Below are 23,129 nucleotides of genomic sequence, written 5' to 3'. Positions count from 1 at the left end.
GCCGGTACAGATCCGGTACAGAACCGGCGACTCACTCCTCGCGCGCGGCGGGCAGGTGCGGGAGCCGTTCCGCCGCCGCGACGCCTTCGAGGTAGCCACGCGCCCGCTCCGTACGGGGGTACGCCTCCAGCAGGCGCCAGAAGCGCGGCCCGTGGCCCGGGACCAGCAGGTGTGCCAGCTCGTGGAGGAGGACGTAGTCGACGACGTACTCCGGCATGCCCTGCAGCCGGTGCGAGAGGCGGATGCTGCCCTCGGCGGGAGTGCAGGAGCCCCAGCGGGTGTTCTGGTTGGTCACCCAGCGCACCGACACGGGCCGGGCCCGGCCGCCCAGGTACTGGGTGGAGAGCCGCTCCGCGCGCTCGGCGAGCTCACCACCCCCGATGACACGCTTGCTCTCCTGCGCGGCGAGCTTGTCGAGCATCACGCCGATCCAGCGCTGTTCCTCGGCCTCCGACATCCTGGCCGGAATGAGCACGATGGTGCGGTCGCCCTCGCGGTAGGCGGAGACCGTTCTGCTGCGACGGGCGCTTCTGCGGACCTCGACCGCGCTCATCACGGATGTGCGGGGCGGCTGGGCGGCTGCGCTGCGCTGCTGGCGTCCTGCGCTGCGCGCGGGGGTCTCCCCGGCGAGACCGGGTGAGGATTCGGCGGACACGCCACGACGTTACCCGGTGGCGGCCAGGGAAGTCCCGCCTCCCCGACCGCACGGTATTGATCCACTTCTCGGCGCGCACCATTTGAACGACTAATGCCACGACCTGTGGATAACTTTCGACCCGTTTCGGCGCCACATTGCATTCTGGCAACGGATCTCGACACCGAACGGGGAGAAGTCATGCATCCGATGCTCAAGCCCGCACTCCGGCGCGCCTGGCGTGGGCGGAACACCGTGCAATTCGGTGTGACGCCGGCGCACGCGGTGACCCTGGGGCCGATGGATATCGCCACCGGCAGCTTTCTGGAACTCCTGGACGGAACACGTGGACTGCCTCTCCTGCGCGAGGAAGCCAGGGCTCTGGATCTGTCGGACCGTCATGTGGACATTCTCGTTTCTCGTCTCACGGAAGCCGGTCTGCTCGACGACCCGAGTGCGGGCGGCGTGGAAGCCGACGCGTTGCGCAGGCGTGCCGAGACCCTGGAGCGGCAACGCCCCGACGCCGCGTCGCTCTCCGTGGTCCACCCGGCACCGGGCGGCGCATTGCGCACACTCGCGGCACGGGGCGCCGTGCGGGTACAGGTGCGGGGCGCGGGCAGGGTCGGCGCGACGATCGCCGCGGTGCTGTCCGCGTCCGGGGTCGGCCGGGTCGACGTGCTGGACGGAGGCCGTACCGAGCCGTGGGACGTCGCGCCCGGTGGTCTTCCCGCGGCATCGGTGGGAGAGCGGCGGGACACGGCGGCCCGGCAGCTGGTGCGCCGGTCCGCGATCGGAGGGGCGCCCGGGACGGACCGGTCAGGCTCCGCGACGAAGGGCGGCGAACCCCCGCTGTCCCTGATCGTGGTGGCCCCGAGGGACGGCCTCGCGGTCCATGCCCCGGACCCCGGTGTCGCCGCGCCCTGGCTGGCCTCCGGCACACCGCACCTCTACGCGGGAGTGGTCGAAGCCACCGGGGTGGTCGGTCCGCTCGTCCTCCCTGGAGGCACGGGCTGCGCGGGCTGCCTGGCCCTGCACCGGGCGGAGCTGGATCCTCAGTGGCCACGGATGCTCGCGCAGTGGCAGTCCGGACGGCGCACGGCCGTACAGGCCTGCGATCTGGGTCTGGCGACCGCGGTGGCAGGCCTGGCCGCGGCCCACGCACTGTCCTTCATCGACGGAGATCTGCCCGGCAGCACGGGCACACGCTGGGAGACCGCCATGCCGCTGCTGGACTGGCGGTCGGAACCACTGGTACCCCACCTCGACTGCGCCTGCGGAGCCGCCGGGCACACTGAGGGGGAGCTCACCTCCGCGAACGCCGCCACGCAGGACACAATGGCGGGGTGACAGCCGCCGACGGAGCGGGCCGGACACATAACGCGCCACGGCGGTCTGGGAACTGGAGGGGCACATGTCTGATCTTCCCCGGAAGGCGGTCACCCGTACCGCGAAGCTGGCCGCTCTGCCGCTCGGCTTCGCCGGCCGCGCCACCTGGGGCCTGGGTAAGCGGATCGGCGGGAAGTCAGCGGAGATAGTGGCTCGCGAGGTGCAGCAGCGCACCGCGGACCAGCTCTTCAAGGTCCTCGGCGAGCTGAAGGGCGGTGCGATGAAGCTCGGCCAGGCACTGTCCGTCTTCGAGTCCGCTCTCCCCGAGGACGTCGCGGGCCCGTACCGGGCCGCTCTGACCAAGCTGCAGGAGGCCGCCCCGCCCATGCCGACCCGCACCGTCCATGGGGTGCTGGCCGAGCGGCTGGGCCAGGACTGGCGGGAGCTGTTCACCGAGTTCGATGACCAGCCCTCCGCCGCGGCGTCGATCGGGCAGGTCCACCGGGCTGTGTGGCACGACGGCCGCGTCGTGGCCGTGAAGGTGCAGTATCCGGGCGCCGGCGAGGCACTGCTCTCGGATCTCACGCAGCTCAGCCGGTTCGCACGGCTGCTCGGGCCGCTGGTGCCGGGGATGGACATCAAGCCGCTCATCACCGAGATGCGCGACCGGGTCTCCGAGGAACTCGACTACCAGCTGGAGGCCGGGGCCCAGCAGGAGCACGCGGCGGAGTTCGAGGGCGATCCCGACGTCGTGGTCCCGGGAGTGGTCCACCAGTCCGAACAGGTGCTGGTGACCGAGTGGATCGATGGAATACCGCTGTCGGAGGTGATCTCCGGTGGGACGAAGGAACAGCGGGACAGGGCAGGCCAGTTGCTGGCGCGCTTCCTCTTCTCCGGTCCGGCACGGACCGGCCTGCTGCACGCCGATCCCCATCCGGGCAACTTCCGGCTGCTGCCTCCCGCGGATCTCGTCGCCGCGGGCACCTACGCCGACACGGCGGAGGCCGAGGCCGGGGGCCACCTGGACGCCGAGGCCGGGGGCCTGGGCGCGGAAGACCTGGACGCAGGTGAACCGGAAGCAGGTGAACCGGAGACCGAGGACGTGACCGACGCGGGTACGGGCGCCGTCGAAGCGAACGGGTTCTACGGAGATCCCGGCCGATGGCGCCTGGGGGTGATGGACTTCGGGACGGTCGACCGCCTGCCGGGTGGCCTGCCGCAGACCATCGGTGACGCCCTGCGGATGACACTGGACGGTGACGCCGAGGGTGTCTACGCGATGCTGCGGGAGGACGGCTTCGTCAGGGAGTCGATCGAGCTGGAACCGGAGGCGGTGCTCGACTACCTCCTCCCGATCATCGAGCCGGCGCAGGTGGACGAATTCACCTTCACCCGCTCCTGGTTGCGCAGCCAGGCCGGACGGATCGCTGATCCGCGTTCGCCCGCGCACCAGTTGGGCAAGCAGCTGAACCTTCCCCCGTCGTATCTGCTGATCCACCGCGTCACGCTCAGCACGATCGGAGTGCTGTGCCAGCTGGGCGCGACCGTACGGCTGCGGGACGAACTGGAGTCCTGGCTGCCCGGGTTCGTCCCGGAGTACGAACAGGAGGAGGGCGAAGACGCCTCGGACGACGCACCGGAAGGCACGCAGGAGACGGCGCCGGTCGACGTCTGAAGGCTCCCTCGTTCCGGTCCTTGTTCCGGAAGGGCCGCCCCCCGTCCGGTCGGGGGCTTGGAGACCGCGCCGCACCACGGCACGGCCTCCCGGCTCCCGGCTCCCGGCTCCCGGCTCCCGGCTCCCGGCTCCCGGCCATCGGGCACCGCTGGCGACCGGTGTACGGGTTCTGCATCCGGGTTCGGCACCCGGGTTCAGATCGGATCGGCCCTGTGGCCCGGCGTGGTGAGCACCGGCGGTCACCACTAGTCGGCGTCGAGCCTGCCCTCGATGGCGCGGATATGGGTGCGGGCACATGCCTCGCAGCAGTACTGACGACTGCCGTTCTCCATGGAGCAGAGCCAGGTGGCAGGCGGGGCGTCGCCCTCGACGGTGGTGCCGCAGCGGACGCACGTCAGGTGGCCGTCGTCCGGGTCCGCGCGGTGGTGGGTCTCCTCGTCCACCCCGCGACGATAACGCCGTGGCGATGACGGCGCGCGGTGCAACGCACCGCGGGGCCGGCCTGTTCGGGCCGACCCCGCGGATGGGGAGGTGGCTGCCTGGGCGAGCGGTGCCCGGCAACCGTTTTTCGCCGTACCGCTGTTGAGCTGTTACTGCGTGACCGCCTTACTGCATGACGGCCATGGCGAGCGCGCGACGGGCACGCAGCGAGGCACGCTCCGCGCGGCGCTGCATCCGCCGGGCGGCGACCATGCGCACGGCCTGACGGCCTTCCTCGGCCTCCCGCAGGCGGTCGTGCATATGCGCACGGGCCAGGGCTTCTGGGATGAGTTGCATCTCGCGGGTCCTGTTCTGACGCGAGTCGCTCGCGCCAATGATGGTGACGTCCTGGGTAGCGGAGCCGACGGGCTCCCTCATGGGGGTGATCATTGGTGCCTGATTTCGGGGGTCATGGGTCTGGGGACGGTCGATGGTTCCGATGCGCTTCGTGTCTGTGGGGGACATGACCCCCAGGCCGGCGGTCACGCCGCGACCGGGTTCTTGCGGGGACGGCCACGCGGACGCTTCCGAGCGACGACGACGCCCTGGACGAAGAGCTCGCCACCCCAGACGCCCCAAGGCTCGCGCCGCTCCTTGGCGCCCGCGAGGCAGGCCTCGACGAGCGGGCAGGTCCGGCAGAGGGACTTGGCGTACTCGACGTCGGCCGGGGACTCGGCGAAGAAGACCTCCGGGTCGTACGAGCGGCAGGGGACGGGCACGCCGAGGTTCTCGATGGCGTCGTCGAGCGCGGTGAGCGCGGTGAGGGGGATCAAGGTGGAGTCCTTCGTGGAGCCGGGCGGGGCGATCGCGTCGGAAGGCGGTACTGACGGGGCGTGCGTCTCGAGTTGCACGGTGTTGTTGTCCTCGTCTGGTCTTGCCGGCCTGTGGGCCGGTTGGCGGCTGGTACCAGGTACTGCTCGTCCCGAGGCTCCTTCGTCTCGTCTCATCCGTTCGGACAAAACAAAAGGGCCGCGGATCCCGAGTGGGGTTCCGCGGCCCTGAAGGCGCCGGCCTGATTCCGGATCAGGCTGGATCGCTCCAGGGTTCAGGCCCGCGGAAGGCCCACATCGTGTGGTGCTGTGTCGTCTGCTTCTTGGCCGTCTGCTTCTTGGCGCCCGCACCGGCTGCCGCAAAGGCATAGGCCGAGGCCTGTCCCTTCGCTACTGCTGCTTCCGGTGCCTTGGTCGGTCGCTCATTGCGCTCCCGCACGGGCAGGCTTGCCAGGGGCAGAGCGCTGACGGCGGCGTTGCCGGACACACCGGTGCCACGAAGCGAGAGCTCCGAAGAGCGGGTGAGGCCGAGGACGCAGGTGGAGACGACCGACGGATCGGTCACTTCGGTGGTGTTGATGATGCTGATCACGACAATCGCCTCCTCTCGGCGTCTCAGGGGACCGGCCGGGGCCGGTCACGCGGTATTCGGATAAGTACAGCACGGGGCGAGGGCTTCAGAGAAGACGCTGTTCCCGTGGTTAAGAACCTATGGTGACGACTGGTGCGCGCGCAAACTATTTTTTCGACGAGTTCTTCTCACATGTCACCGTGCCCCTCCGCCAGGCCCGCGTCCACCGTCCGACCTGCGCAGATGGCCAGCACATCGGCCCCGAACCTGGTCAGCTTCCGGTTCCCGACACCGGGGATGACGACGAGTTCACCCTCGCTGCCCGGGACGGCCTCGGCGATCGCCATCATCGTCTTGTCGGTGAACACGCAGTAGGCGGGCTGGCTGATCTCCTTGGCCCGGTCCGCACGCCACTCGCGCAGCCGCTCGTACAACGCCTCGTCCATGTCCGAGGGGCAGTCCTCGCAGCGCATCAGCTTCATCTCGCCGGCCTCGGTGAGCGTCCTGCCGCAGACCCTGCACCTCACAGGTCCGCGTCGGGTCTTCCCGGCCGCCCGCGCCGCTCCGTCCCTGCCCGTACCGGTGCCGGAACCCCGGTCGATGCCGCCGCCTCCCCCGGCACCCGCGCGCATACCGGCCGCGGGCGAGCCGGGGCGCAGACCGTTCAGGAAGCGTGTCGGCCTACGACCGGCGCGTCCCCCGGGCGACCGTGACACGGCCCAGGACAGCGAGAGGTGGAAGCGGGCCCGGGTGACACCGACGTACAGCAGGCGGCGCTCCTCCTCGACCTGTTCGTCGGTCTTGGCGTAGGCGATGGGCATCATGCCCTCGGTGAGCCCGACGAGGAACGTGGCGTCCCATTCCAGGCCCTTGGCCGAGTGCAGCGATGCCAGGGTGACCCCCTGGACCGTGGGCGCGTGCTGGGCGGCGGCTCGCTCGTCGAGCTCCGCGACGAGATCGGAGAGCGTCGCGCCGGGTTTGGCCTGTTCGAAGTCCTCGGCGAGCCGCACCAGGGCGGCGAGCGACTCCCAGCGGTCCCGCACCGCGCCGGAACCGGCGGGAGGCTTGGAGGTCCAGCCCTTGGTGGAGAACACCGCCCGCACCTCGGAAGGCAGGTCATCGGCGGCGTCGAGCAGCGAGTCGTTGCCCCCTGCCCGGGCGGCACCGCGCAGCGCCACACCCGCCTCACGCACCTCGGGACGGTCGAAGAAGCGCTCGGCACCGCGCAGCTGATAGGGGACGCCGGCATCCGCCAGGGCCTGTTCGTAGACCTCGGACTGGGAGTTGACCCGGTAGAGCACGGCGATCTCGCCGGCCGGGACCCCGGCGGCGATCAGGTCGCGGATCCGGCGGGCTGTCCCCTCCGCCTCGGCGGGCTCGTCGGTGTACTCGGTGTAGACGGGCTCGGGGCCCTTGGCGCGCTGCGAGACCAGCTCCAGCCGGTGCTCGGCGGCCTTGCCGCGGGCCTGGCCCAGCAGCCCGTTGGCCAGACTCACGACCTGGGGGGTGGATCGGTAGTCGCGCACCAGCTTGACCACGGTGGCGTTCGGGTGTCGGGTGCGGAAATTCAGCAGGTGGTCGGGGGTGGCGCCGGTGAAGGAGTAGATCGTCTGACCGGCGTCGCCGACCACGCAGAGGTCGTCACGATCGCCGAGCCAGAGATCGAGGAGCCGCTGCTGGAGCGGGCTGACGTCCTGGTACTCGTCGACGACGAAGTGCTGGTACTGGCGGCGCACGTGCTCCGCGATGTCGTGCCGGTCCTGGAGGATGCCGACGGTGAGCAGCAGCACGTCCTCGAAGTCGATCACCGACCGGTCGCGCTTCAGCTGTTCGTACATCGCGTAGATCTGTGACAGCTCGGCCGGGTCGCGAGGCGCGTCCCGCTGGGTCTTGGCGACGGCGGCCGGATAGTCCGCGGGCACGGTCTGGGTGACCTTGGCCCACTCGATCTCGCTCGTGGCGTCGCGCAGCTCGTTGCGGTCGAGCCGGATCCCGCAGCGGGCGGCGGCCTCGGCCACCAGCTGGACCTTGCGCTCCACCAGGCGCGGAAGCTCGCCGCCGACCGCTTTCGGCCAGAAGTACTGGAGCTGGCGCAGGGCGGCGGAGTGGAAGGTACGGGCCTGGACGCCGGTCGCTCCGAGCTGACGGAGCCTGCCCCGCATCTCGCCGGCGGCGCGGTTGGTGAAGGTGACGGCGAGCACGGTCGTCGGCTGGAGGATCCCGGCCCGCACCCCGTAGGCGATGCGATGCGTGATCGCGCGCGTCTTGCCCGTACCTGCTCCGGCCAGCACGCACACGGGTCCGCCGAGGGCCAGCGCGACCTCGCGCTGCTCCGGGTCGAGCCCGTCGAGCACGGCGTCCGCGGAGTCGGGGACCTGAGGGAAGAGGGTGGAGTGCGTTGCTGCTGTCACCCCGCCATGCTGCCAGGTCGCGGGGGGCCGGTGCGGCGGTTGTCCACAGGGGCCGCCGTTCGTCGTACCGGCAGGGCGGGGCGGGCGGGCCGGCGTGGGAATGGTGGTCGCGTCAGGTGCGTTGCCCGTATGCGGGAAGCTGCGTGAGTGGACCTTCCCGCCTTCCCAGCGAGACGTACGAGACAAGGGAGCACCGACGACATGCCGGGCACTGTGACGATGTACAGCACCACGTGGTGCGGCTACTGCCGCCGGCTCAAGGGCCAGATGGACCGCGAGGGAATCGCGTACACCGAGGTCAACATCGAGCACGACCCGGATTCGGCGGCCTTCGTCGAGAAGGCGAACGGCGGGAACCAGACCGTGCCGACGCTTCTGGTCGTTCCGGCCCAGGGTGGCTCCGAGGTCGTCATGACGAACCCGAGCCTTGCCCAGGTCAAGCAGGCTCTCGGCGCCTGACTCCCGCGAGGACAGCCCCCGACCGGCCTGACGCCGATCGGGGGTTCTGTGCGCCCTGGGAACCCGCGCAGCAGGACAGGGCCCGCCCTCGGTACGGCCCCGTCACAGGCTGCCGCCGTGGTCGACAGGAGACCGTCGTCACCCGGTCTCCCGCACGTTTCCCACATGGCACGGGAGGCCGGGCACCAAGGCACGGGAGGCCGGCCGGGCACTCCGTCCGGCGGGCCAGCGCCGACAGGCGCAACCAGCGCCAAGCGGCGCCACAGATTCAGAGCGTGAGCACAGCCCGGGTGGAGCAGTCGTCGACGTCCTCACCGTCCGGGCCGTAGACGAACTCGGCCATGGACGGGTTGCGGTTGGCGGTGGCAAGGGGCAGCCATGCCAGCATGCGGCCGTAGCCGCCGCACACGGCCTCGCCGCCGTCCCCGCCGTGAACCGCGGTGGCGTCGCTGGTCAGCTCCGTACGGTAGGTGTCGTAGGCGATGCGCAGGCCGAGAGCGCTCAGCTGGTTCTGCGGGCCTGTGCGGTCCCCGTAGGGGATGCGGTCGAGGGGGCATTCGTCTCCCCACCGGAACAGGGTCTCCGCACCGGCTCCACAAGCGTGCTCCCACTCGTCGGAGCTCGGCATCCGCAGGCCACGAGCCGCGAGAACGGCCGGCATGTCAGCGGGAGACTCGGTCAGGACCTCGTCCTCCGCGGCCATGAGCACCGTGGCCAGGACGACGCTCCGGCGGGGGCTGAGCACCTGCGCGAGATGGGCCCGCAGGTCGGGTCCGTGGCCGAAGCCCTGTGCCAGGCTCTCGGCGTAGTCGGCGGTCTGCTGCGGAGTCGGCTGCCAGCCGTCCAGGTCGAAGCCGAGGGACACCGGTCCTCCGGGTATCAGGGCGAACTCCTGCTCGTCCCGCTCGATCCGGACGCGGTGCAACGGGGCACCGAGGTGCTCCGTGGTCCCGATGAGGGTCACCCGGCCGTTCACGGAGCCGGCGGCCTCCTCGGCGACGCGGCGTGCGGTGGGCAGGTCGAAGGACCGCCACTGGTCGAGAGTGAGATCCGCGAGAGGCATGGGCCGCAGTGTCGCACGCAGGTCCGACACGGCTCGCGACCACCTCGCACCGGAGCCGGGTCGTGGGCGTAGTCGTGAAGGCCTCGCCGCCCACGGCACCCGGAGAGCCCGAGCAGCTGGCACCGGCGGCGGGCAGTCGCCGCCCTTCCTCATTCGGGACGCCCATGTGTATGTCCCGGACAAGGCACTCCAGCCAGCGGGAGCGGCTGATCGGTAAGGCCTGCACCGTGGCCGGCTTCCGCCCGGCTCCCCCGCCGACCCGGGTCGCGAGCGGAAGGCCGGCGCCTGATCCGGCCCCGCCCGCGACGGAGGGCCCCCGCGATGCACCCGAGCGGGGGCCCTCCGTCGTACGCCTGGTCGCCGTAAGGCGGCTGCGTGCGCGTGCTGGCCGTCAGGCGGCGCTGCGCGGCCTGGGGAGCGGCTTGCCGTACCAGAGTTCGATCAGGCGCGCCGCGATCGAGACGCCGAACGGCGGCAGTACCGCGCCCGAGTCGAAGGCCTCCGCCAGGTCCTCGCGGGAGAACCAGCGGGCCTCCTCGATCTCCTCCCCGTCCACGGTGATCTCCGAGGAGGTGGCACGTGCCATGAAGCCGAGCATCAGGCTGGACGGGAACGGCCAGGGCTGGCTGGCGACGTATTCGACCTCGCCGACGGTGACCCCCGCCTCCTCGAACACCTCGCGGGCGACGGACTGCTCGATGGACTCACCCGGTTCGACGAAGCCGGCCAGGGTCGAGAAGCGGCCTTCCGGCCAGTGCACCTGGCGTCCCAGCAGCGCACGGTCCTGGTCGTCGGTGACCAGCATGATCACGGCGGGGTCGGTACGCGGATAGTGCTCGGCCCCGCAGGCCTGGCAGCGGCGGATGTGGCCGGCCGCGGCGATGACGGTGCGCTCGCCGCAGCGTGAGCAGAAGCGGTGCAGCCGCTGCCAGTTCTCCAGGGCCACCGCGTGCACCATCAGGCCTGCGTCGCGCGGGCCGAGGAGCATTCCCGCCTCGCGCAGGCCGGCGGGCCGTGCGGACTGGTCCATGCGGCCCGGCAGGGTGTCCTTCTGGAGGGCGAAGTAGCGCACGCCCTCCTCGTCCGTGCCCAGGAAGTAGCGGTGGGTCTCGGTGACGGGCGCCTCGAACGCCGGTGTCATGACGAGCTCGGTGCCGCCGTCCGCGGTGTCGTCGATGAGCGCCTGGCCCCCGGAGACCACGAAGACTCTGGTCGTCGGGTGACTCCAGGCCGCGGCGAGCCAGGCCTCGTCGAGCCGGTGGTGCGCGGCGCGGTCGATGCCGCTGGGCGCGGTGAGACCGATCGGGCGGTCTGCGGTGGCGTTGTCGAAGGTGCTCACAGGTGCTTCCTACTCCCCCGGGGGTGGGACGGGCGTTCAGAGGATTCAGCGGAGTGCGTCGGCCAGCTCGCCCCAGAGGTGGGCGGTGGTCTCCACGCCCTTGAGGAGGAGGTCGAGCTCGACCTTCTCGTCGGGGCCGTGCCAGCCGTCGGACGGCACGGAGATGCCCAGGAAGAGGACGGGTGCCCCCAGCACGTCCTGCAGGTCGGCGGCGGGCCCGGAGCCTCCCTCGCGAGTGAAGAGGATCCTGGTCCCGAAGGCCCGTCCCATCGCCCGGGCGACCGCCTGGAGGGCGGGGTGGTCCAGGGGCGTCAGACAGGGGCGGGTGGCCGGGGAGAAGGTGATCCGGTGCCGGACACCGTCCGGGACGCGTCCCTCGGCCCAGTCGCGGACCAAGCCCTGGACGCGGTCGGGATCCTGGCCCGCGACCAGCCGGAAGCTCAGCTTCACCAGGGCCGACGACGGGATGACGGTCTTGCTGCCCGCACCCTGGTAGCCGCCGCCGATGCCGTTGACCTCGGCGGTGGGCCGGGCCCAGACGCGCTCCAGGGTGGAGTAGCCGTTCTCACCCGCGGTGGCCCGGGACGAGGCCGTGCGGAGCCAGGTCGCCTCGTCGAAGGGCAGTTCGGCGAAGAGCGCCCGTTCCGTCTCGGTGAGCTCGGCCACCCCGTCGTAGAAGCCTGGGATCGCGACCCTGCCCTCCTCGTCGTGGAGTGCCGCGACGAGGCGTGCGAGCGCGGTCGCGGGGTTGGGCACGGCCCCGCCGAAAGATCCTGAGTGGATGTCCTGGCCGGGTCCGAACAGCTCGATCTCGCACTCGGCGAGGCCGCGCATGCCGGTGCAGACGGTGGGGGTGTTCTCGTCCCACATGCCGGTGTCGGAGACGATCACGGCGTCGGCGGCGAGACGGGCGGCGTGTTCCTCGGCCAGCGCGCGGAAGTGCGGCGAACCGGACTCCTCCTCACCCTCGACGAGCAGCTTGAGGTGCACGGCGGGGCTCGTACGGCCGGTCGCCGCGAGGTGGGCGCGTACGCCGAGGGTGTGGAAGAACACCTGGCCCTTGTCGTCGGCCGCTCCCCGTCCGTACATCCGGCCTTCGCGGATCACCGGTTCGAACGGGTCGGTGCTCCAGCCGTCCTCACGGGCCGCGGGCTGCACGTCGTGGTGGCCGTAGACCAGCACGACGGGTGCGCCGGGGTCGTCCGAGGGCCACTCGGCGAAGACCGCCGGGGCGCCGGGTGTCTCCCAGATCTCGGTGACCGGGAATCCGGTCTCGGCGAGCTTGGCGGACAGCCATCCGGCACTGCGCCGCACGTCCCCGTCGTGCTCCGGCTGAGCGGACACGGACGGGATGCGCAGCCACTCGGCGAGGTCGTCGAGGAAGGCCGCGCGGTGCTGCTGGGTGTACGTACGGACGACGCTGTCCGGGGTGTCGCTCATACGCATGAGCCTATCGGCCCCGCGGAGCCGGCTCGTCCAGCAGGAGCTTCTCCAGCTCCGCACGGCCGGGCAGACCGGCGGGCCGGACCGTGTCCCCGGTGCGTACGTAGAGGAAGGTAGCGGTCACCGCCTCCAGCGGCAGGCCGTGCAGTTCGGCCCAGGCCAGGCGGTACACGGCGAGCTGGAGCGGGTCGGCGGTGCGGTGCCGGGCCGTCTTCCAGTCGACGATCTCGTACGTCTCCCCCGTGCGGTAGACCGCGTCGATCCGGCCACGGATCACCCGGCCTCCGAGGGCGATCTGGAAGGGCTCCTCGACCCGGTACGGGGTGCGCCGGGCGTACGCGGTGCGCTCGAACGCCTCCTTCAGCTCGGCGAGGTCCCGCTCGTCGGCGATCTCCGCGTCGCTCGCGTCGCCCCCCGGGAGCTCGTCCGGTCCCAGCATGGGCAGCGGCAGTTCCTCGAAGCGTGACTCCACCCACGCGTGGAAGCGGGTCCCCCGGCGGGCGGCGGGCTGCGGGGGCCGGGGCATGGGGCGGGCGAGCTCCCGTGCGAAGCCGTCGGGGTCGTCGGCGAGGTGCAGCAGCTGGGTTGCGGAGAGGGTGGAGGGCACGACGACGTCGCGCACGGTGGCGCGGGCACGCCTCAGCTCTCCGGCGAGGGCGTCGAGGTCACGGTCCCAGGAGGCGAGGGTGCGGGACTCCTCCGGGGTGAGGTCCGCCCCCACGGGGGCGCGGGCGGCGGGAACGTGGGGGGCCGGAGCGGGAGCGGCAGGTTCGGCGGGCGGAGGGGACGGCTCACCGTCCGGGAACGGGTCGGCGTACGGCACGTCGGCCTCGTCGTACGGGGGCTCCTCGCCGCCCGGTGGCTCCTCGTCGTACGGGGGCTCCTCGCCGTAAGGGGGCTCGTTCGGGAAACCCCCGCCGGGCAGGGGCTCCTCGCCGTACGCCGATCCGTGCGGGCCCGCGTGCGTGGGTTCCGGCAGCGCGTCGTGCGGGTCCGGCGCAGGCTCGGCCGCCAGGGCCTTCAGGTGGGCCAGCACCGTGTCACGGGCTGCGCGGCGGCGGGCCATGGCGGTGTCGTCCAGCGGGAGCGGCCAGATCTGGTCGGCGTCCTCCTCCTGGAGCGCCGGGTTCTCCTCGCCCTCCTCGGGCTCGTCGGCCCAGGCCTCGATCTCGCCGTATCCGGCCACGCAGTGCTCGTACAGCGCGTCCAGGAAGGCGGACGGGCCGCGGGGCTTCTTCTGCGAGGGACCCCACCAGTGGCCGGAGCCGAGCAGCAGGGTGCGGGGGCGGGTGAAGGTGACGTAGCCGAGGCGGAGTTCCTCGGTGCGCTGGTGCTCCTTCATCTCCTCCTTGAACGCCTTGAGGCCCTTCGCGTCGAAGGAGTCGAGAGCGGGAAGCGTGGCCGTGTCGCCCCGCAGCGCGTGCGGGAGCACCTGCGGCTGCGAGGTCCACGCGTCCCGGGACTGCGTGCTGGGGAACTGGCCGGTGACCAGTCCCGGTACGGCGACGACATCCCACTCAAGGCCCTTGGACTTGTGCGCGGTGAGGACCTTCACGGTGTTCTCGCCTCCCGGCAGGGCGTTGTCCAGGCCCTTCTCGTACTGCGCGGCGGTGCGCAGGAAGCCGAGGAAGGCGAGCAGCGTCGCCTCCCCGTCCACAGCGGCGAAGCCGGCGGCGACGTCCAGGAAGTTGGCGAGGGTCTCGCGCCGGCGGGCGGCCAGGGCGTGGGGCGATGCGGAGAGCTCCACTTCGAGGCCGGTCGTCGAGAGGACCCGGTGCAGGACGTCCATGAGGGGATCGGCCAGCGAACGGCGCAGATCGCGGAGCTCGGCGGCGAGGCGGGCGAAGCGGACGCGTGCGTCGGCGGAAAACGGCAGCTGGTCGTCCTCGGATCCGCCGGACTCCAGGAAGGTGTCGAGGGCGTCGGCGAGCGAGATCACCTCGGCCGGGTCGATGCCCTCGACGGCCTCGGCGAGGCGCCGGTCCGGGTCGAGGCCGTCGTCGCCGGGCGAGTAGCGGTGGACGAGGAGGCGGGCGCGGCGCCCGAGGAGTGCGAGGTCACGGGCGCCGATCCGCCAGCGCGGGCCGGTGAGCAGCCGGACCAGGGAGGCGTTGGCCCCCGGGTCCTGGAGCACCTCGCAGACGGCGACGAGGTCGGCGACCTCGGGCAGGTGCAGCAGTCCGGACAGGCCGACGACCTCGACCGGGACGTCTCGGGCGACGAGAGCGGCCTGGATACGGGGGAAGTCCCCCGCGGTACGGCAGAGGACGGCGATCTCCCCGGGCGGTGTGCCGGTCCGTACGAGGTGGGCGAGCGAGTCGCCGAGCCAGTCGATCTCCTCGGCGTGCGTGCGCAGCAGGGCGCACCGGACCATGCCGTCCCGTTCGGCTCCCGGGGCGGGGCGCAGCGCCTCGACCCCTTCGTGCATCGCGCGCAGGGGCTCGGCGAGACCGTTGGCGAGGTGGAGGAGGCGGCCTCCGCTGCGGCGGTTCTCGCTGAGGGAGTAGCGGGTCGCCGGGGTGCCGTCGGCGTGCGGGAAGTGGTGCGGGAAGTCGTCGAGGTTGGCGACGGAGGCGCCGCGCCAGCCGTAGATGGCCTGGCAGGGGTCGCCGACCGCGGTGACGGCATGGCCGGCCGCGCCGCTTTCACCGCCGTCTCCTCCGGTGCCGCCCCCGCCGCCGAAGAGGGCGGCCAGGAGCAGCCGCTGGGCCACCGACGTGTCCTGGTACTCGTCGAGGAGTACGACCCTGAACTCGTCCCGCAGGATCTTGCCGGTCTCGGGCCGGGTGAGCGCGAGCTCGGCGGAGAGTGCGATCTGGTCGCCGAAGTCGAGGAGGTCGCGGCTGCGCTTGGCCGCCCGGTAGCGGCGGGTCAGTTCGAGCAGTTCGCGGCGGGCCGCGGACGTCTCGGGGATCTTACGGAGCTCGGCGTTGGTGAGCTTGGCCGTCGCGAGGGCGTCGAGCAGCCCGGAGTCGTGCTCCGCGAGCCGCTCGGGACGTACGAGGTGTTCGGCGAGCTCGGCGTCCAGGGCGAGCAGGTCGCTGACGAGGGTGGGGAAGGACCTGGTCAGCGCCGGGTAGGGGCCGGGGGCCTCGCGCAGCACCCGGGCCGCGAGCTGGTAGCGGGTGGCGTCGGCGAGGAGGCGGGTCGTGGGTTCGAGGCCGATCCGCAGGCCGTGCTCGGTCAGGAGGCGTCCGGCGAAGGCGTGATAGGTGGAGATGCTGGGCTCGCCGGGGGGGTTGTCCGGGTCGATGACGTCCGGGTCGGTGACCCCGGCGGCGACGAGTGCCCTGCGCACCCGTTCGGCGAGCTCGCCGGCCGCCTTGTTCGTGAACGTCAGGCCGAGGACCTGTTCGGGGGCGACCTGGCCGGTCCCGACCAGCCACACCACCCGGGCGGCCATCACCGTCGTCTTCCCCGAGCCGGCTCCGGCCACGATCACCTGCGGGGCGGGCGGCGCGGTGATGCACGCCGTCTGCTCCGGGGTGAAGGGGATCCCGAGGAGTTCCTTGAGCTGCTCGGGATCGGTGATGCGGGGGGACACTCCAGGAAGGCTAACCGGACGCACCGACAACGCCGTCCCGCACCGGTTCCACCGGGAAGATCATTCGATGATCTGACGGCCCTCGGGCTGTGCGCCGCACGAGGCCCGGAAGGAGCAGTGCGTGCAGTGCTGGCCCGTGGTGGGGGTGAACCGCTCGTCCAGGACCCGGCCCGCCGCCGTGGCCAGCAGGTCGGAGACCCATTCCCCGGAGAGGGGCTCCTGGGCCTGCACCTTGGGAAGCGCGTCGCCGCCCTCCTTCTTGGGGGCGGGTTGGCGGAGCTGCACCAGCTCGGCTCCGCCGGCTTCGGGGCGGCGGCCGTCGAAGACCTCGTCCACCGCGCCTTCCTCGACGGCCAGCTGGTAGACGGCGAGCTGGGGGTGGGTGGCCACCTCGTCCCGGGTCGGAGCCCCCTTGCCTGTCTTGAAGTCGACGACGTACGCCCGGCCCTCGGCGTCCTGCTCGACGCGGTCCATGGAGCCCCGGATGCGTACCGCGTACTCGCCCGCTTCGAGCGTGACGTCGAAGTCGTGCTCACTGGCCGTGGGGGTGCGGCCGGAACGGTCCAGGACGTGCCAGCGCAGGAAGCGTTCCAGTGCCGCGCGCGCCTGGTCCTTCTCCTGCCAGGACTTCCAGGGGGCGTCGAAGACCAGGCCGTCCCACACGGAGTCGAGGCGTTCCATCAGCACGTCCAGGTCGGCGGCGGTACGCCCGGAGGCCACCTCGTCGGCGAGGACGTGGACCACGTTGCCGAAGCCCTGCGCCGCCGTCGCGGGTGCGTCGGCCTTCACCTCTCTGCCCAGGAACCACTGGAGGGCGCAGGTGTTGGCCAGCTGGTCGAGCGCGCTCCCGGAGAGTGCGACGGGGCGGTCCCGGTCGCGCAGCGGTACCTCGGAGCGGGTCGGCTCGTTCAGCCCCCACCAGCGGTGGGGGTGGGCCGCCGGCACGAGCGGCTGGCCCTCCTCGTCCGTGAGCGCCGCGAGCCGGGCGAGCCGGTGGGCCGCGGCGTCGCGCAGGACGTCCGAGACGGCGGGGTCGACCGTGGTGGCCCGGAGTTCGGCGACGAGCGCGGCCACCGCGAGCGGACGGCGGGGCCGGCCGGTCACGTCCCTGGGCTCGACGCCGAGTTCGGTGAGGAAGCGGGAGGGCTGGTCACCGTCGTCGGCCGGGGCCTTCACGGCCGTGACGATCAGGCGGTCACGGGCGCGGGTCGCGGCGACGTAGAAGAGCCGCCGCTCCTCGGCCAGGAGGGCCCCGGGCGTGAGCGGCTCGGCCAGGCCGTCGCGTCCGATCCGGTCCGCCTCCAGGAGCGATCCGCGTCGGCGCAGGTCGGGCCAGAGCCCCTCCTGCACTCCGGCGACGACGACCAGGGGCCATTCCAGACCTTTGGAGCGGTGCGCGGTCATCAGGCGTACGGCGTCGGGGCGTACGGCGCGCCGGGACAGGGTGTCCGCGGCGATGTCCTGGGCGTCGACCTCCTCCAGGAAGTTGAGCGCGCCGCGTCCGCCGGTGCGTTCCTCGGCGCGGGCGGCGGTGTCGAAGAGGGCGCAGACGGCGTCGAGGTCCCGGTCGGCGTTCCGCCCGCCCGCGCCCCCGCGCAGCGCGGCGCGCTCCAGCCTGCCGGGCCAGGGAGTGCCGTTCCACAGGGTCCAGAGGGCCTCCTCGGCGGTGCCGCCGCCCTCCAGGAGTTCGCGCGCCTTGCGCAGGAGCGCCCCGAGGCGCTGCGCGCCTCGGGCGTACGCCGGATCATGGGTGACCAGGCGCTCGGGCTCGGCGAGTGCCAGGGCCAGCAGTTCCCCCGAGGGCGGTGGTACGCGGTTTCCGGCGGCCCGCTCCTCGTCGCGCAGGGCACGGCCGAGTCGGCGCAGGTCGGCGGCGTCCATGGAGCCGAGGGGCGAGGTGAGGAGCGTCAGGGCGGTGTCGGTGTCGAGCGGGCCGGACCGGGCGGCGTCCCCTTCGAGCCGCTCGTCGGTGTCCTCTTCGACCCGTTCGTCGGCGTCCCCTCCGCCACCCGCGTCCCCTGCCACGGCACCGGCCCCGTCCACGGCGGTCTCGGGCGCCGAGGGGTGGAGGGCAGCCGTGGCGACGGCCCGCAGTGCCGTCAGGAGCGGGGCGACCGCGGGCTCGTGGCGCAGCGGAAGATCGTCCCCGTCCACCTCCAGAGGGACACCGGCGGAGGTGAGCGCCCGGCGCATGGCGGGGAGCGAACGTCCGCCGGCGCGCACGAGGACCGCCATGTCCCGCCACGGCACGTCCTCCTCCAGGTGCGCGCGCCGGAGGAGATCGGCGATGTTCTCCAGCTCGGTGGAGGCCGTCGGATAGGTGTACGCCTCGACGCGGCCGCCGTCGCGCACGGCGGCCGGCTCCCGGTGGGCGCGGACCCGGTCGGCGGGCAGACGGGTCAGCGGCATCCGGCGGGTGAGCAGCCGGGTGGCGTCGAGGAGTTCCGCTCCGGAGCGGCGTGAGGTGGTGAGGACCCCGACGGGGGCGGGGGCTCCGTCGGCGCGCCGGAAGGTGTCCGGGAAGTCCAGGATGCCGTTCACGTCGGCTCCCCGGAAGGCGTAGATCGACTGGTCGGGGTCACCGAAGGCGACCAGGGTCCGTCCGCCGCCGGTGCCGGGCGCGGCGCTCCCCCGGTTGCCGGCGAGCGCGTGCAGCAGCCGCACCTGGGAGGGGTCCGTGTCCTGGTACTCGTCGACGAAGACGGCGTCGTAGCCGCGTGCCAGGACCGCCGCCACCTCGGGGCGCTCGGCGAGGAGGACCGCGCGGTGGACCAGTTCGGCGTAGTCGAGGACGCCCTGGGCGTCGAGGACGTCCAGGTACTCGGCGAGGAACTGCGCGGCGGCGCTCCAGTCCGGCCGGCCGGTGCGGCGGGCGAAGTCGGCGAGCGCGTCGGGGCCGAGGCCGAGTTCCCGGCTGCGGGCGAGCACCGCGCGTACCTCGTCGGCGAAGCCCCGGGTGGTCAGGCAGGCGCGCAGCTCGTCGGGCCAGCGGACGTGGCCGAGCCCGGCCTTCTCCAGGCCGACCTGGCCGGCGAGGAGCTCGCGGACGGTGACGTCCTGCTCCGGACCGGAGAGCAGGCGCAGCGGGTCGGCGAAGAGGTCGGCGTCCTGGTGCGCGCGGACCAGGGCGTAGCAGTACGAGTGGAAGGTGGTGGCCTGCGGGCCCCGGGCACCGCCCAGCCGGGCCGTCATCCGGTCGCGCAGTTCGACCGCGGCCTTACGGCTGAAGGTGAGGACCAGGATGCGGGCGGGGTCGGTGCCCCCGGCGACGCGCCGCGCGACCGCTTCGACCAGCGTCGTGGTCTTGCCGGTGCCCGGTCCCGCGAGGACCAGCAACGGGCCGCCCCGGTGGTCAACCACGGCGCGCTGCGCGGCGTCCAGGAGAGGAGGGTCGGTGTGTCCCGGCGGCGTGCGCACCAGCCGGTACGCGCCCGGAGCCCGCCGCCGTGTCTGACGGTGCGGGCTGCTGCGCGTGGTGGAGGAGGAGCTCACGTGGATCGCCGGTCCTGGTGGGTGTACTCGGTCTGCGCGGTGGGCCGGCCCGACGGTGCCGGCCCGGTGGTGAGGTCCGGGCGGGTGAAGGCCCGGTGGTGAGGGAAACGAACGAGGGAGCGGAGAGTGCCGCGTCCGGACGACGCTACGCCTGCGAGGGCGCCGATCGCAGCGAGTGGGCAGCGTCCGGCGCCGGGCGCGGACCCGGTGCGCCGTGTCCACCGGCCAGCCGCCTGTCCGACCGGGGCACGATGGCCGAAGCTGTCGGATGTGAGCTTTCTCGCCCCCGCCCGGAGCGTCGCCCTCGTCCGGACCCTAATCCGCGTCAGGCCCCTGCCCGTCTCCCGGATCCCGCCCCGGCTCCCCGCCCCGGCCGGGATCGCCGCCCGCACCCGGATCGCCGTCCCCGGTCGGCTCCCGGCGGCCTTCGGGAGCCCCGTCCCACCTGGCGCGCCTCATGTCCAGGCGCGGGACGTGGCCTTCCGCCGCGCGCGAGGCCCCGCGCAGCGGTGTGCCCTCGTCGCGGTAGTGGCCCAGCGCCCGCGGCTCGTGGCCCGGGAGCAGTGCGCCGTCGGCCCGCACCACCCGCCACCAGGGCGCGGCGGAGCCGTACAGCGCCATCGCCCGGCCGACCTGCCGTGGCCCGCCGTCGCCGAGCCACTCCGCGACATCGCCGTACGTCATGACCCGGCCGGGCGGGATCAGGTCCGCCACGTCCAGGACCCGCTCGGCGTAGGCGGGCAGCTCGGCGGTCGCGGGGGCGGTGTGCCCCGCCCGTACGCCGCTCCTCCGGTCTTCGCTCATCCGTCCCATCCTGCCGTACGCCACCGACAGCCGGGCTTGCCCGGTGTCATCCCGGTCACACACCGCGCACGCGGGGGCGGAGCAGCGTATGTTGCGCATCGCGCCCGCGCAATGCACCCTGATGCCCCCCTCTGTCTGCAGGCCGTGCCACCATCGTGCGGGCGGTGACCGGTGATACGAGAACACGAAGATCCATCAGAGGCGACGAAGGAGCAGGGCGTGCAGCCACCGAAGGCGGCGGACGCCTCTGACGCGGAGCCGCGCCCGGATTCCCCGGGTGCCGCGAGCGGTGCTCCGACCGGTGCGTCGGCCGGTGACCGTGACGGGTCCCCTCGTCCGGGGTCCCGCCCCGCGAGCGGCACCACGGAGGACGGGCCCCACAGCGACGCGGCCCCGGCCGAGGGGGCGTCGCAACCGCCCCGCAGGGCCGCCTCGGGCTCGACGCTGGCCTCCGCCGCCGCGCTGTCCGACCGGGTCTCGGGAGACGAGCCCCTGCTGCCGGCCAGGGTGCACCGCCCGTCCGACCTCCTGCGGCTCCTCATCGGTGTCCTCGCGATCGCCCTGCTGTTCTCCATCGCCGCCTTCGCGCAGGGAACGACCACCGGCCTCGAGGACGACATCTCCAAGGGCACCGACCAGGCGCCCGACCTGCTGATCAAGCTCGCCGGACTGGTGTCCAGCATCGCCGTGCTCCTCGTGCCGGTCGCCTTCGCGATCGAGCGCCTGGTGAAACGCGACGGGCTGCGGATCGCGGACGGCGTGCTCGCCGCCGTGCTGGCCCACGGGGTGACCCTGGCCACCGACCTCTGGGTCGCCCGCTCGGCTTCCGGGACGATCCGGGACGCCCTGACCCAGCCTCAGCCCGGGGACGCGCTCACCGACCCCGTGCACGGCTACCTCGCACCCGTGATCGCCTACATGACGGCGGTCGGGATGGCCCGCAGACCGCGCTGGCGGGTCGTGCTGTGGGTGGTGCTGCTCCTGGACGCCTTCGCAATGCTGGTCGGCGGCTACACGACGCCCTTCTCGATCGTCCTCACCGTGCTGATCGGCTGGACCGTGGCCTACGGCACGCTGTACGCGGTCGGCTCGCCGAACGTCCGCCCGACCGGCCAGCACCTGATGGCCGGTCTGCGCCACGTGGGCTTCCGTCCGGTGGCCGCGATGCGCACCGAGGACGCCCCCGACAACCTCGACCAGAGCGACCGGGGCCGCCGCTATCTGGTGACCCTGGAGGACGGTCCACCACTGGACGTCACGGTGGTCGACCGTGAGCAGCAGGCCCAGGGCTTCTTCTACCGGGTGTGGCGCAGGCTCACCCTGCGCACCATCACCCAGCGCCGCTCCATCCAGTCGCTGCGCCAGGCGCTGGAGCAGGAGGCGCTCCTTGCGTACGCGGCCATCGCTGCCGGGGCCAACGCGCCCAAGCTGATCGCCACCTCCGAGCTCGGACCCGACGCGGTGATGCTCGTGTACGAGCACATCGGCGGGCGCTCGCTGGACGCGATGGACGACGAGGAGATCACCGACGACCTGGTGCGGGGTGCCTGGCGACAGGTGCGCTCGCTCCAGTCCCGGCGGATCGCGCACCGCAGGCTCACCGGGGACGCGATCCTGGTGGATCGTTCCGGCAAGGTGTTCGTCACCGACCTGCGGGGCGGCGAGATCGCGGCCGGCGACCTGATCCTCCGCATGGACGTCGCCCAGTTGCTGACCACGACCGGGCTGCGGGTGGGCGCCGAGCGGGCCGTCGCCGGAGCCCTCGCGGTGCTCGGACCCGACGCCGTCGCCGACTGTCTCCCCCTGCTCCAGCCGATCGCGCTGAGCCGTTCCACCCGGGCGACGCTGCGCCGTCTCGCCCGGGAGCGGTCGCAGCGCGAGCGTGAGGCGGTACTCGAGGCCTCGCACGCGGCCAAGGAGGCCAAGGAGGAGGAGCACGACGCCTCGGAGGCCGGGGGCCGCAAGGCCGTACGCAAGTCGCTCCGCACCGAGAAGCAGGCGGAGAAGCGGGCGATGGACGATGCCCTCGATGAGGCCCGCGAGGAGGACATGCTGGCGCAGATCCGCCGCCAGGTGCTGCTGATCCGTCCGCAGGCACCCGTCGAGCCGGTCCGGCTGGAGCGCATCAAGCCGCGCACCCTCTTCAGCTTCATCGCGGGTTCCATCGCCGCCTACTTCCTGATCTCGCAGGTCACCGAGGCCGACTTCGGAACGGTCGTGGAGCAGGCTGAGTGGGGCTGGGTCGCGGCGGCGCTGGGCTTCTCCGCGCTGAGCTACATCGCCGCGGCGATGAGCCTGCTCGGCTTCGTGCCGGAGCGTGTGCCGTTCAGGAAGACCGTGCTGGCACAGGTGGCCGGGTCGTTCGTGAAGATCGTGGCACCCGCGGCGGTCGGTGGTGTCGCGCTGAACACCCGCTTCCTGCAACGCGCCGGGGTGCGCCCCGGGCTCGCGGTGGCGAGCGTCGGCGCCTCCCAGCTGTTCGGCCTCGGCTGCCACATCCTGCTGCTGGCGCTGTTCGGATACCTGACGGGCACGGAGAAGACCCCGGACTCGCTCACCCCGTCGAGGACGGTGATCGCGGGACTGCTCACGGTCGCGGTGCTCGTGCTCGTGGTGACCGCGATCCCGTTCCTGCGGAAGTTCGTCGTCACACGGGTGCGGTCACTCTTCGCGGGGGTCGTGCCGCGCATGCTCGACGTGGTCCAGCGCCCGCAGAAGCTGGTCACCGGCATCGGCGGGATGCTGCTGCTGACCGGTCTGTTCGTCCTCTGCCTGGACGCGTCGATCCGCGCGTTCAGCGGACCCGACGTCCCGCAGCTCAGCTACGCCAGCATCGCGGTGGTCTTCCTCGCGGGCAACGCCCTGGGATCGGCGGCGCCCACCCCGGGCGGCATGGGCGCGGTCGAGGGCGCTCTGACCCTGGGTCTGATCGCGGTCGGCCTGCCCAAGGAGGTCGCGGCCCCTGCGGTGCTCCTGTACCGCGTGATGACACTGTGGCTGCCGGTGCTCCCCGGCTGGATCTGCTTCAACCAGCTCACGCGCAAGGGGCAGCTCTAGAACATGCGCACGAGTACGTGCCACTCGCATGGACCGCGCCCCGCGCGGTCCACCGCGTCCC

The 23,129-nt window shown here is 72.6% G+C and carries 16 protein-coding genes; 4 read left to right on the top strand and 12 right to left on the bottom strand.

All coding sequences use genetic code 11. The features are described 5' to 3' along the window. Positions 1 to 31: 31 nt before the first annotated feature. On the bottom strand, positions 32 to 655 hold the full coding sequence (locus tag AB0I83_RS06595) for a M48 family metallopeptidase (RefSeq protein ID WP_363303842.1): 624 nt from the start codon (positions 653 to 655) through the stop codon (positions 32 to 34). A gap of 180 nt (positions 656 to 835) precedes the next feature. On the opposite strand from AB0I83_RS06595, the gene AB0I83_RS06590 reads away from it, so the two are divergent. Continuing rightward, positions 836 to 1,981, top strand: a complete 1,146-nt coding sequence (locus AB0I83_RS06590; RefSeq protein ID WP_356841443.1) for a ThiF family adenylyltransferase — start codon at positions 836 to 838, stop codon at positions 1,979 to 1,981. Positions 1,982 to 2,045: 64 nt separating this feature from the next. Beyond that, positions 2,046 to 3,635 carry an AarF/UbiB family protein gene (locus tag AB0I83_RS06585; protein ID WP_363303841.1) on the top strand — a complete coding sequence of 530 codons (1,590 nt, stop codon included), beginning with the start codon at positions 2,046 to 2,048 and terminating at the stop codon, positions 3,633 to 3,635. Between the two features lie 245 nt (positions 3,636 to 3,880). Here AB0I83_RS06585 and AB0I83_RS06580 read toward each other — a convergent pair whose 3' ends face one another. From AB0I83_RS06580 to AB0I83_RS06560, 5 genes are all read right to left on the bottom strand, one after another. After that, complete coding sequence (locus AB0I83_RS06580) at positions 3,881 to 4,078, bottom strand: hypothetical protein (RefSeq protein ID WP_363303840.1); 198 nt, start codon at positions 4,076 to 4,078, stop codon at positions 3,881 to 3,883. A gap of 163 nt (positions 4,079 to 4,241) precedes the next feature. Further along, positions 4,242 to 4,601, bottom strand: a complete 360-nt coding sequence (locus AB0I83_RS06575) for a hypothetical protein (protein WP_363303839.1) — start codon at positions 4,599 to 4,601, stop codon at positions 4,242 to 4,244. After that, positions 4,598 to 4,966 (bottom strand): WhiB family transcriptional regulator, encoded by a 369-nt coding sequence (locus tag AB0I83_RS06570; protein WP_356536708.1) that lies wholly within the window; start codon positions 4,964 to 4,966, stop codon positions 4,598 to 4,600. Before AB0I83_RS06570 ends, AB0I83_RS06575 begins: the two co-directional genes overlap by 4 nt. 172 nt (positions 4,967 to 5,138) lie before the next feature. Beyond that, entirely contained in the window at positions 5,139 to 5,477 is a 339-nt protein-coding gene (locus AB0I83_RS06565; protein WP_363303838.1) for a hypothetical protein, read from the bottom strand. Between the two features lie 167 nt (positions 5,478 to 5,644). Beyond that, entirely contained in the window at positions 5,645 to 7,867 is a 2,223-nt protein-coding gene (locus AB0I83_RS06560; protein WP_363303836.1) for an ATP-dependent DNA helicase UvrD2, read from the bottom strand. A gap of 201 nt (positions 7,868 to 8,068) precedes the next feature. Here AB0I83_RS06560 and AB0I83_RS06555 point away from each other — a divergent pair, with 201 nt between their 5' ends. Continuing rightward, positions 8,069 to 8,326 (top strand): glutaredoxin domain-containing protein, encoded by a 258-nt coding sequence (locus tag AB0I83_RS06555; protein ID WP_356536713.1) that lies wholly within the window; start codon positions 8,069 to 8,071, stop codon positions 8,324 to 8,326. A 268-nt stretch (positions 8,327 to 8,594) separates the two neighbouring features. Here AB0I83_RS06555 and AB0I83_RS06550 read toward each other — a convergent pair whose 3' ends face one another. The 6 genes from AB0I83_RS06550 to AB0I83_RS06525 form a co-directional block, all read right to left on the bottom strand. Then, positions 8,595 to 9,389 carry a hypothetical protein gene (locus AB0I83_RS06550; protein ID WP_363303835.1) on the bottom strand — a complete coding sequence of 265 codons (795 nt, stop codon included), beginning with the start codon at positions 9,387 to 9,389 and terminating at the stop codon, positions 8,595 to 8,597. A 391-nt stretch (positions 9,390 to 9,780) separates the two neighbouring features. Then, positions 9,781 to 10,728 carry an NAD(+) diphosphatase gene (gene nudC / locus AB0I83_RS06545; protein ID WP_363303834.1) on the bottom strand — a complete coding sequence of 316 codons (948 nt, stop codon included), beginning with the start codon at positions 10,726 to 10,728 and terminating at the stop codon, positions 9,781 to 9,783. A 45-nt stretch (positions 10,729 to 10,773) separates the two neighbouring features. Beyond that, positions 10,774 to 12,168 (bottom strand): dipeptidase, encoded by a 1,395-nt coding sequence (locus AB0I83_RS06540; protein WP_363303833.1) that lies wholly within the window; start codon positions 12,166 to 12,168, stop codon positions 10,774 to 10,776. Positions 12,169 to 12,178: 10 nt separating this feature from the next. Then, the gene (locus AB0I83_RS06535) at positions 12,179 to 15,715 is read right to left on the bottom strand and encodes an ATP-dependent DNA helicase (RefSeq protein WP_363303832.1); all 3,537 of its coding nucleotides are present in this window, start codon (positions 15,713 to 15,715) and stop codon (positions 12,179 to 12,181) included. Between the two features lie 60 nt (positions 15,716 to 15,775). Further along, a complete protein-coding gene (locus tag AB0I83_RS06530) occupies positions 15,776 to 19,207 on the bottom strand; it encodes an ATP-dependent DNA helicase (RefSeq protein WP_363303831.1) in 3,432 nt (1,143 codons plus the stop codon). A 315-nt stretch (positions 19,208 to 19,522) separates the two neighbouring features. Beyond that, on the bottom strand, positions 19,523 to 20,011 hold the full coding sequence (locus tag AB0I83_RS06525) for an MGMT family protein (RefSeq protein ID WP_363303830.1): 489 nt from the start codon (positions 20,009 to 20,011) through the stop codon (positions 19,523 to 19,525). Between the two features lie 219 nt (positions 20,012 to 20,230). Here AB0I83_RS06525 and AB0I83_RS06520 point away from each other — a divergent pair, with 219 nt between their 5' ends. Beyond that, on the top strand, positions 20,231 to 23,068 hold the full coding sequence (locus AB0I83_RS06520; protein WP_363303829.1) for a lysylphosphatidylglycerol synthase domain-containing protein: 2,838 nt from the start codon (positions 20,231 to 20,233) through the stop codon (positions 23,066 to 23,068). Positions 23,069 to 23,129 lie beyond the last annotated feature (61 nt).

Origin of the sequence: Streptomyces sp. NPDC049970 (assembly GCF_040660235.1) — a bacterium.
GTDB lineage: Bacteria > Actinomycetota > Actinomycetes > Streptomycetales > Streptomycetaceae > Streptomyces.
The sequence above is the reverse complement of the archived record's forward strand: the minus strand, read 5'-3'. Positions and strand labels throughout refer to the sequence as shown.

What these genes read in the sequence shown, in the direction of transcription:
- AB0I83_RS06550 (WP_363303835.1), bottom strand. Translation starts at nt 9,389, where the DNA reads ATGCCTCTCGCGGATCTCACTCTCGACCAGTGGCGGTCCTTCGACCTG.
- AB0I83_RS06555 (WP_356536713.1), top strand. Translation starts at nt 8,069, where the DNA reads ATGCCGGGCACTGTGACGATGTACAGCACCACGTGGTGCGGCTACTGC.
- AB0I83_RS06585 (WP_363303841.1), top strand. Translation starts at nt 2,046, where the DNA reads ATGTCTGATCTTCCCCGGAAGGCGGTCACCCGTACCGCGAAGCTGGCC.
- AB0I83_RS06590 (WP_356841443.1), top strand. Translation starts at nt 836, where the DNA reads ATGCATCCGATGCTCAAGCCCGCACTCCGGCGCGCCTGGCGTGGGCGG.
- AB0I83_RS06525 (WP_363303830.1), bottom strand. Translation starts at nt 20,011, where the DNA reads ATGAGCGAAGACCGGAGGAGCGGCGTACGGGCGGGGCACACCGCCCCC.
- AB0I83_RS06540 (WP_363303833.1), bottom strand. Translation starts at nt 12,168, where the DNA reads ATGAGCGACACCCCGGACAGCGTCGTCCGTACGTACACCCAGCAGCAC.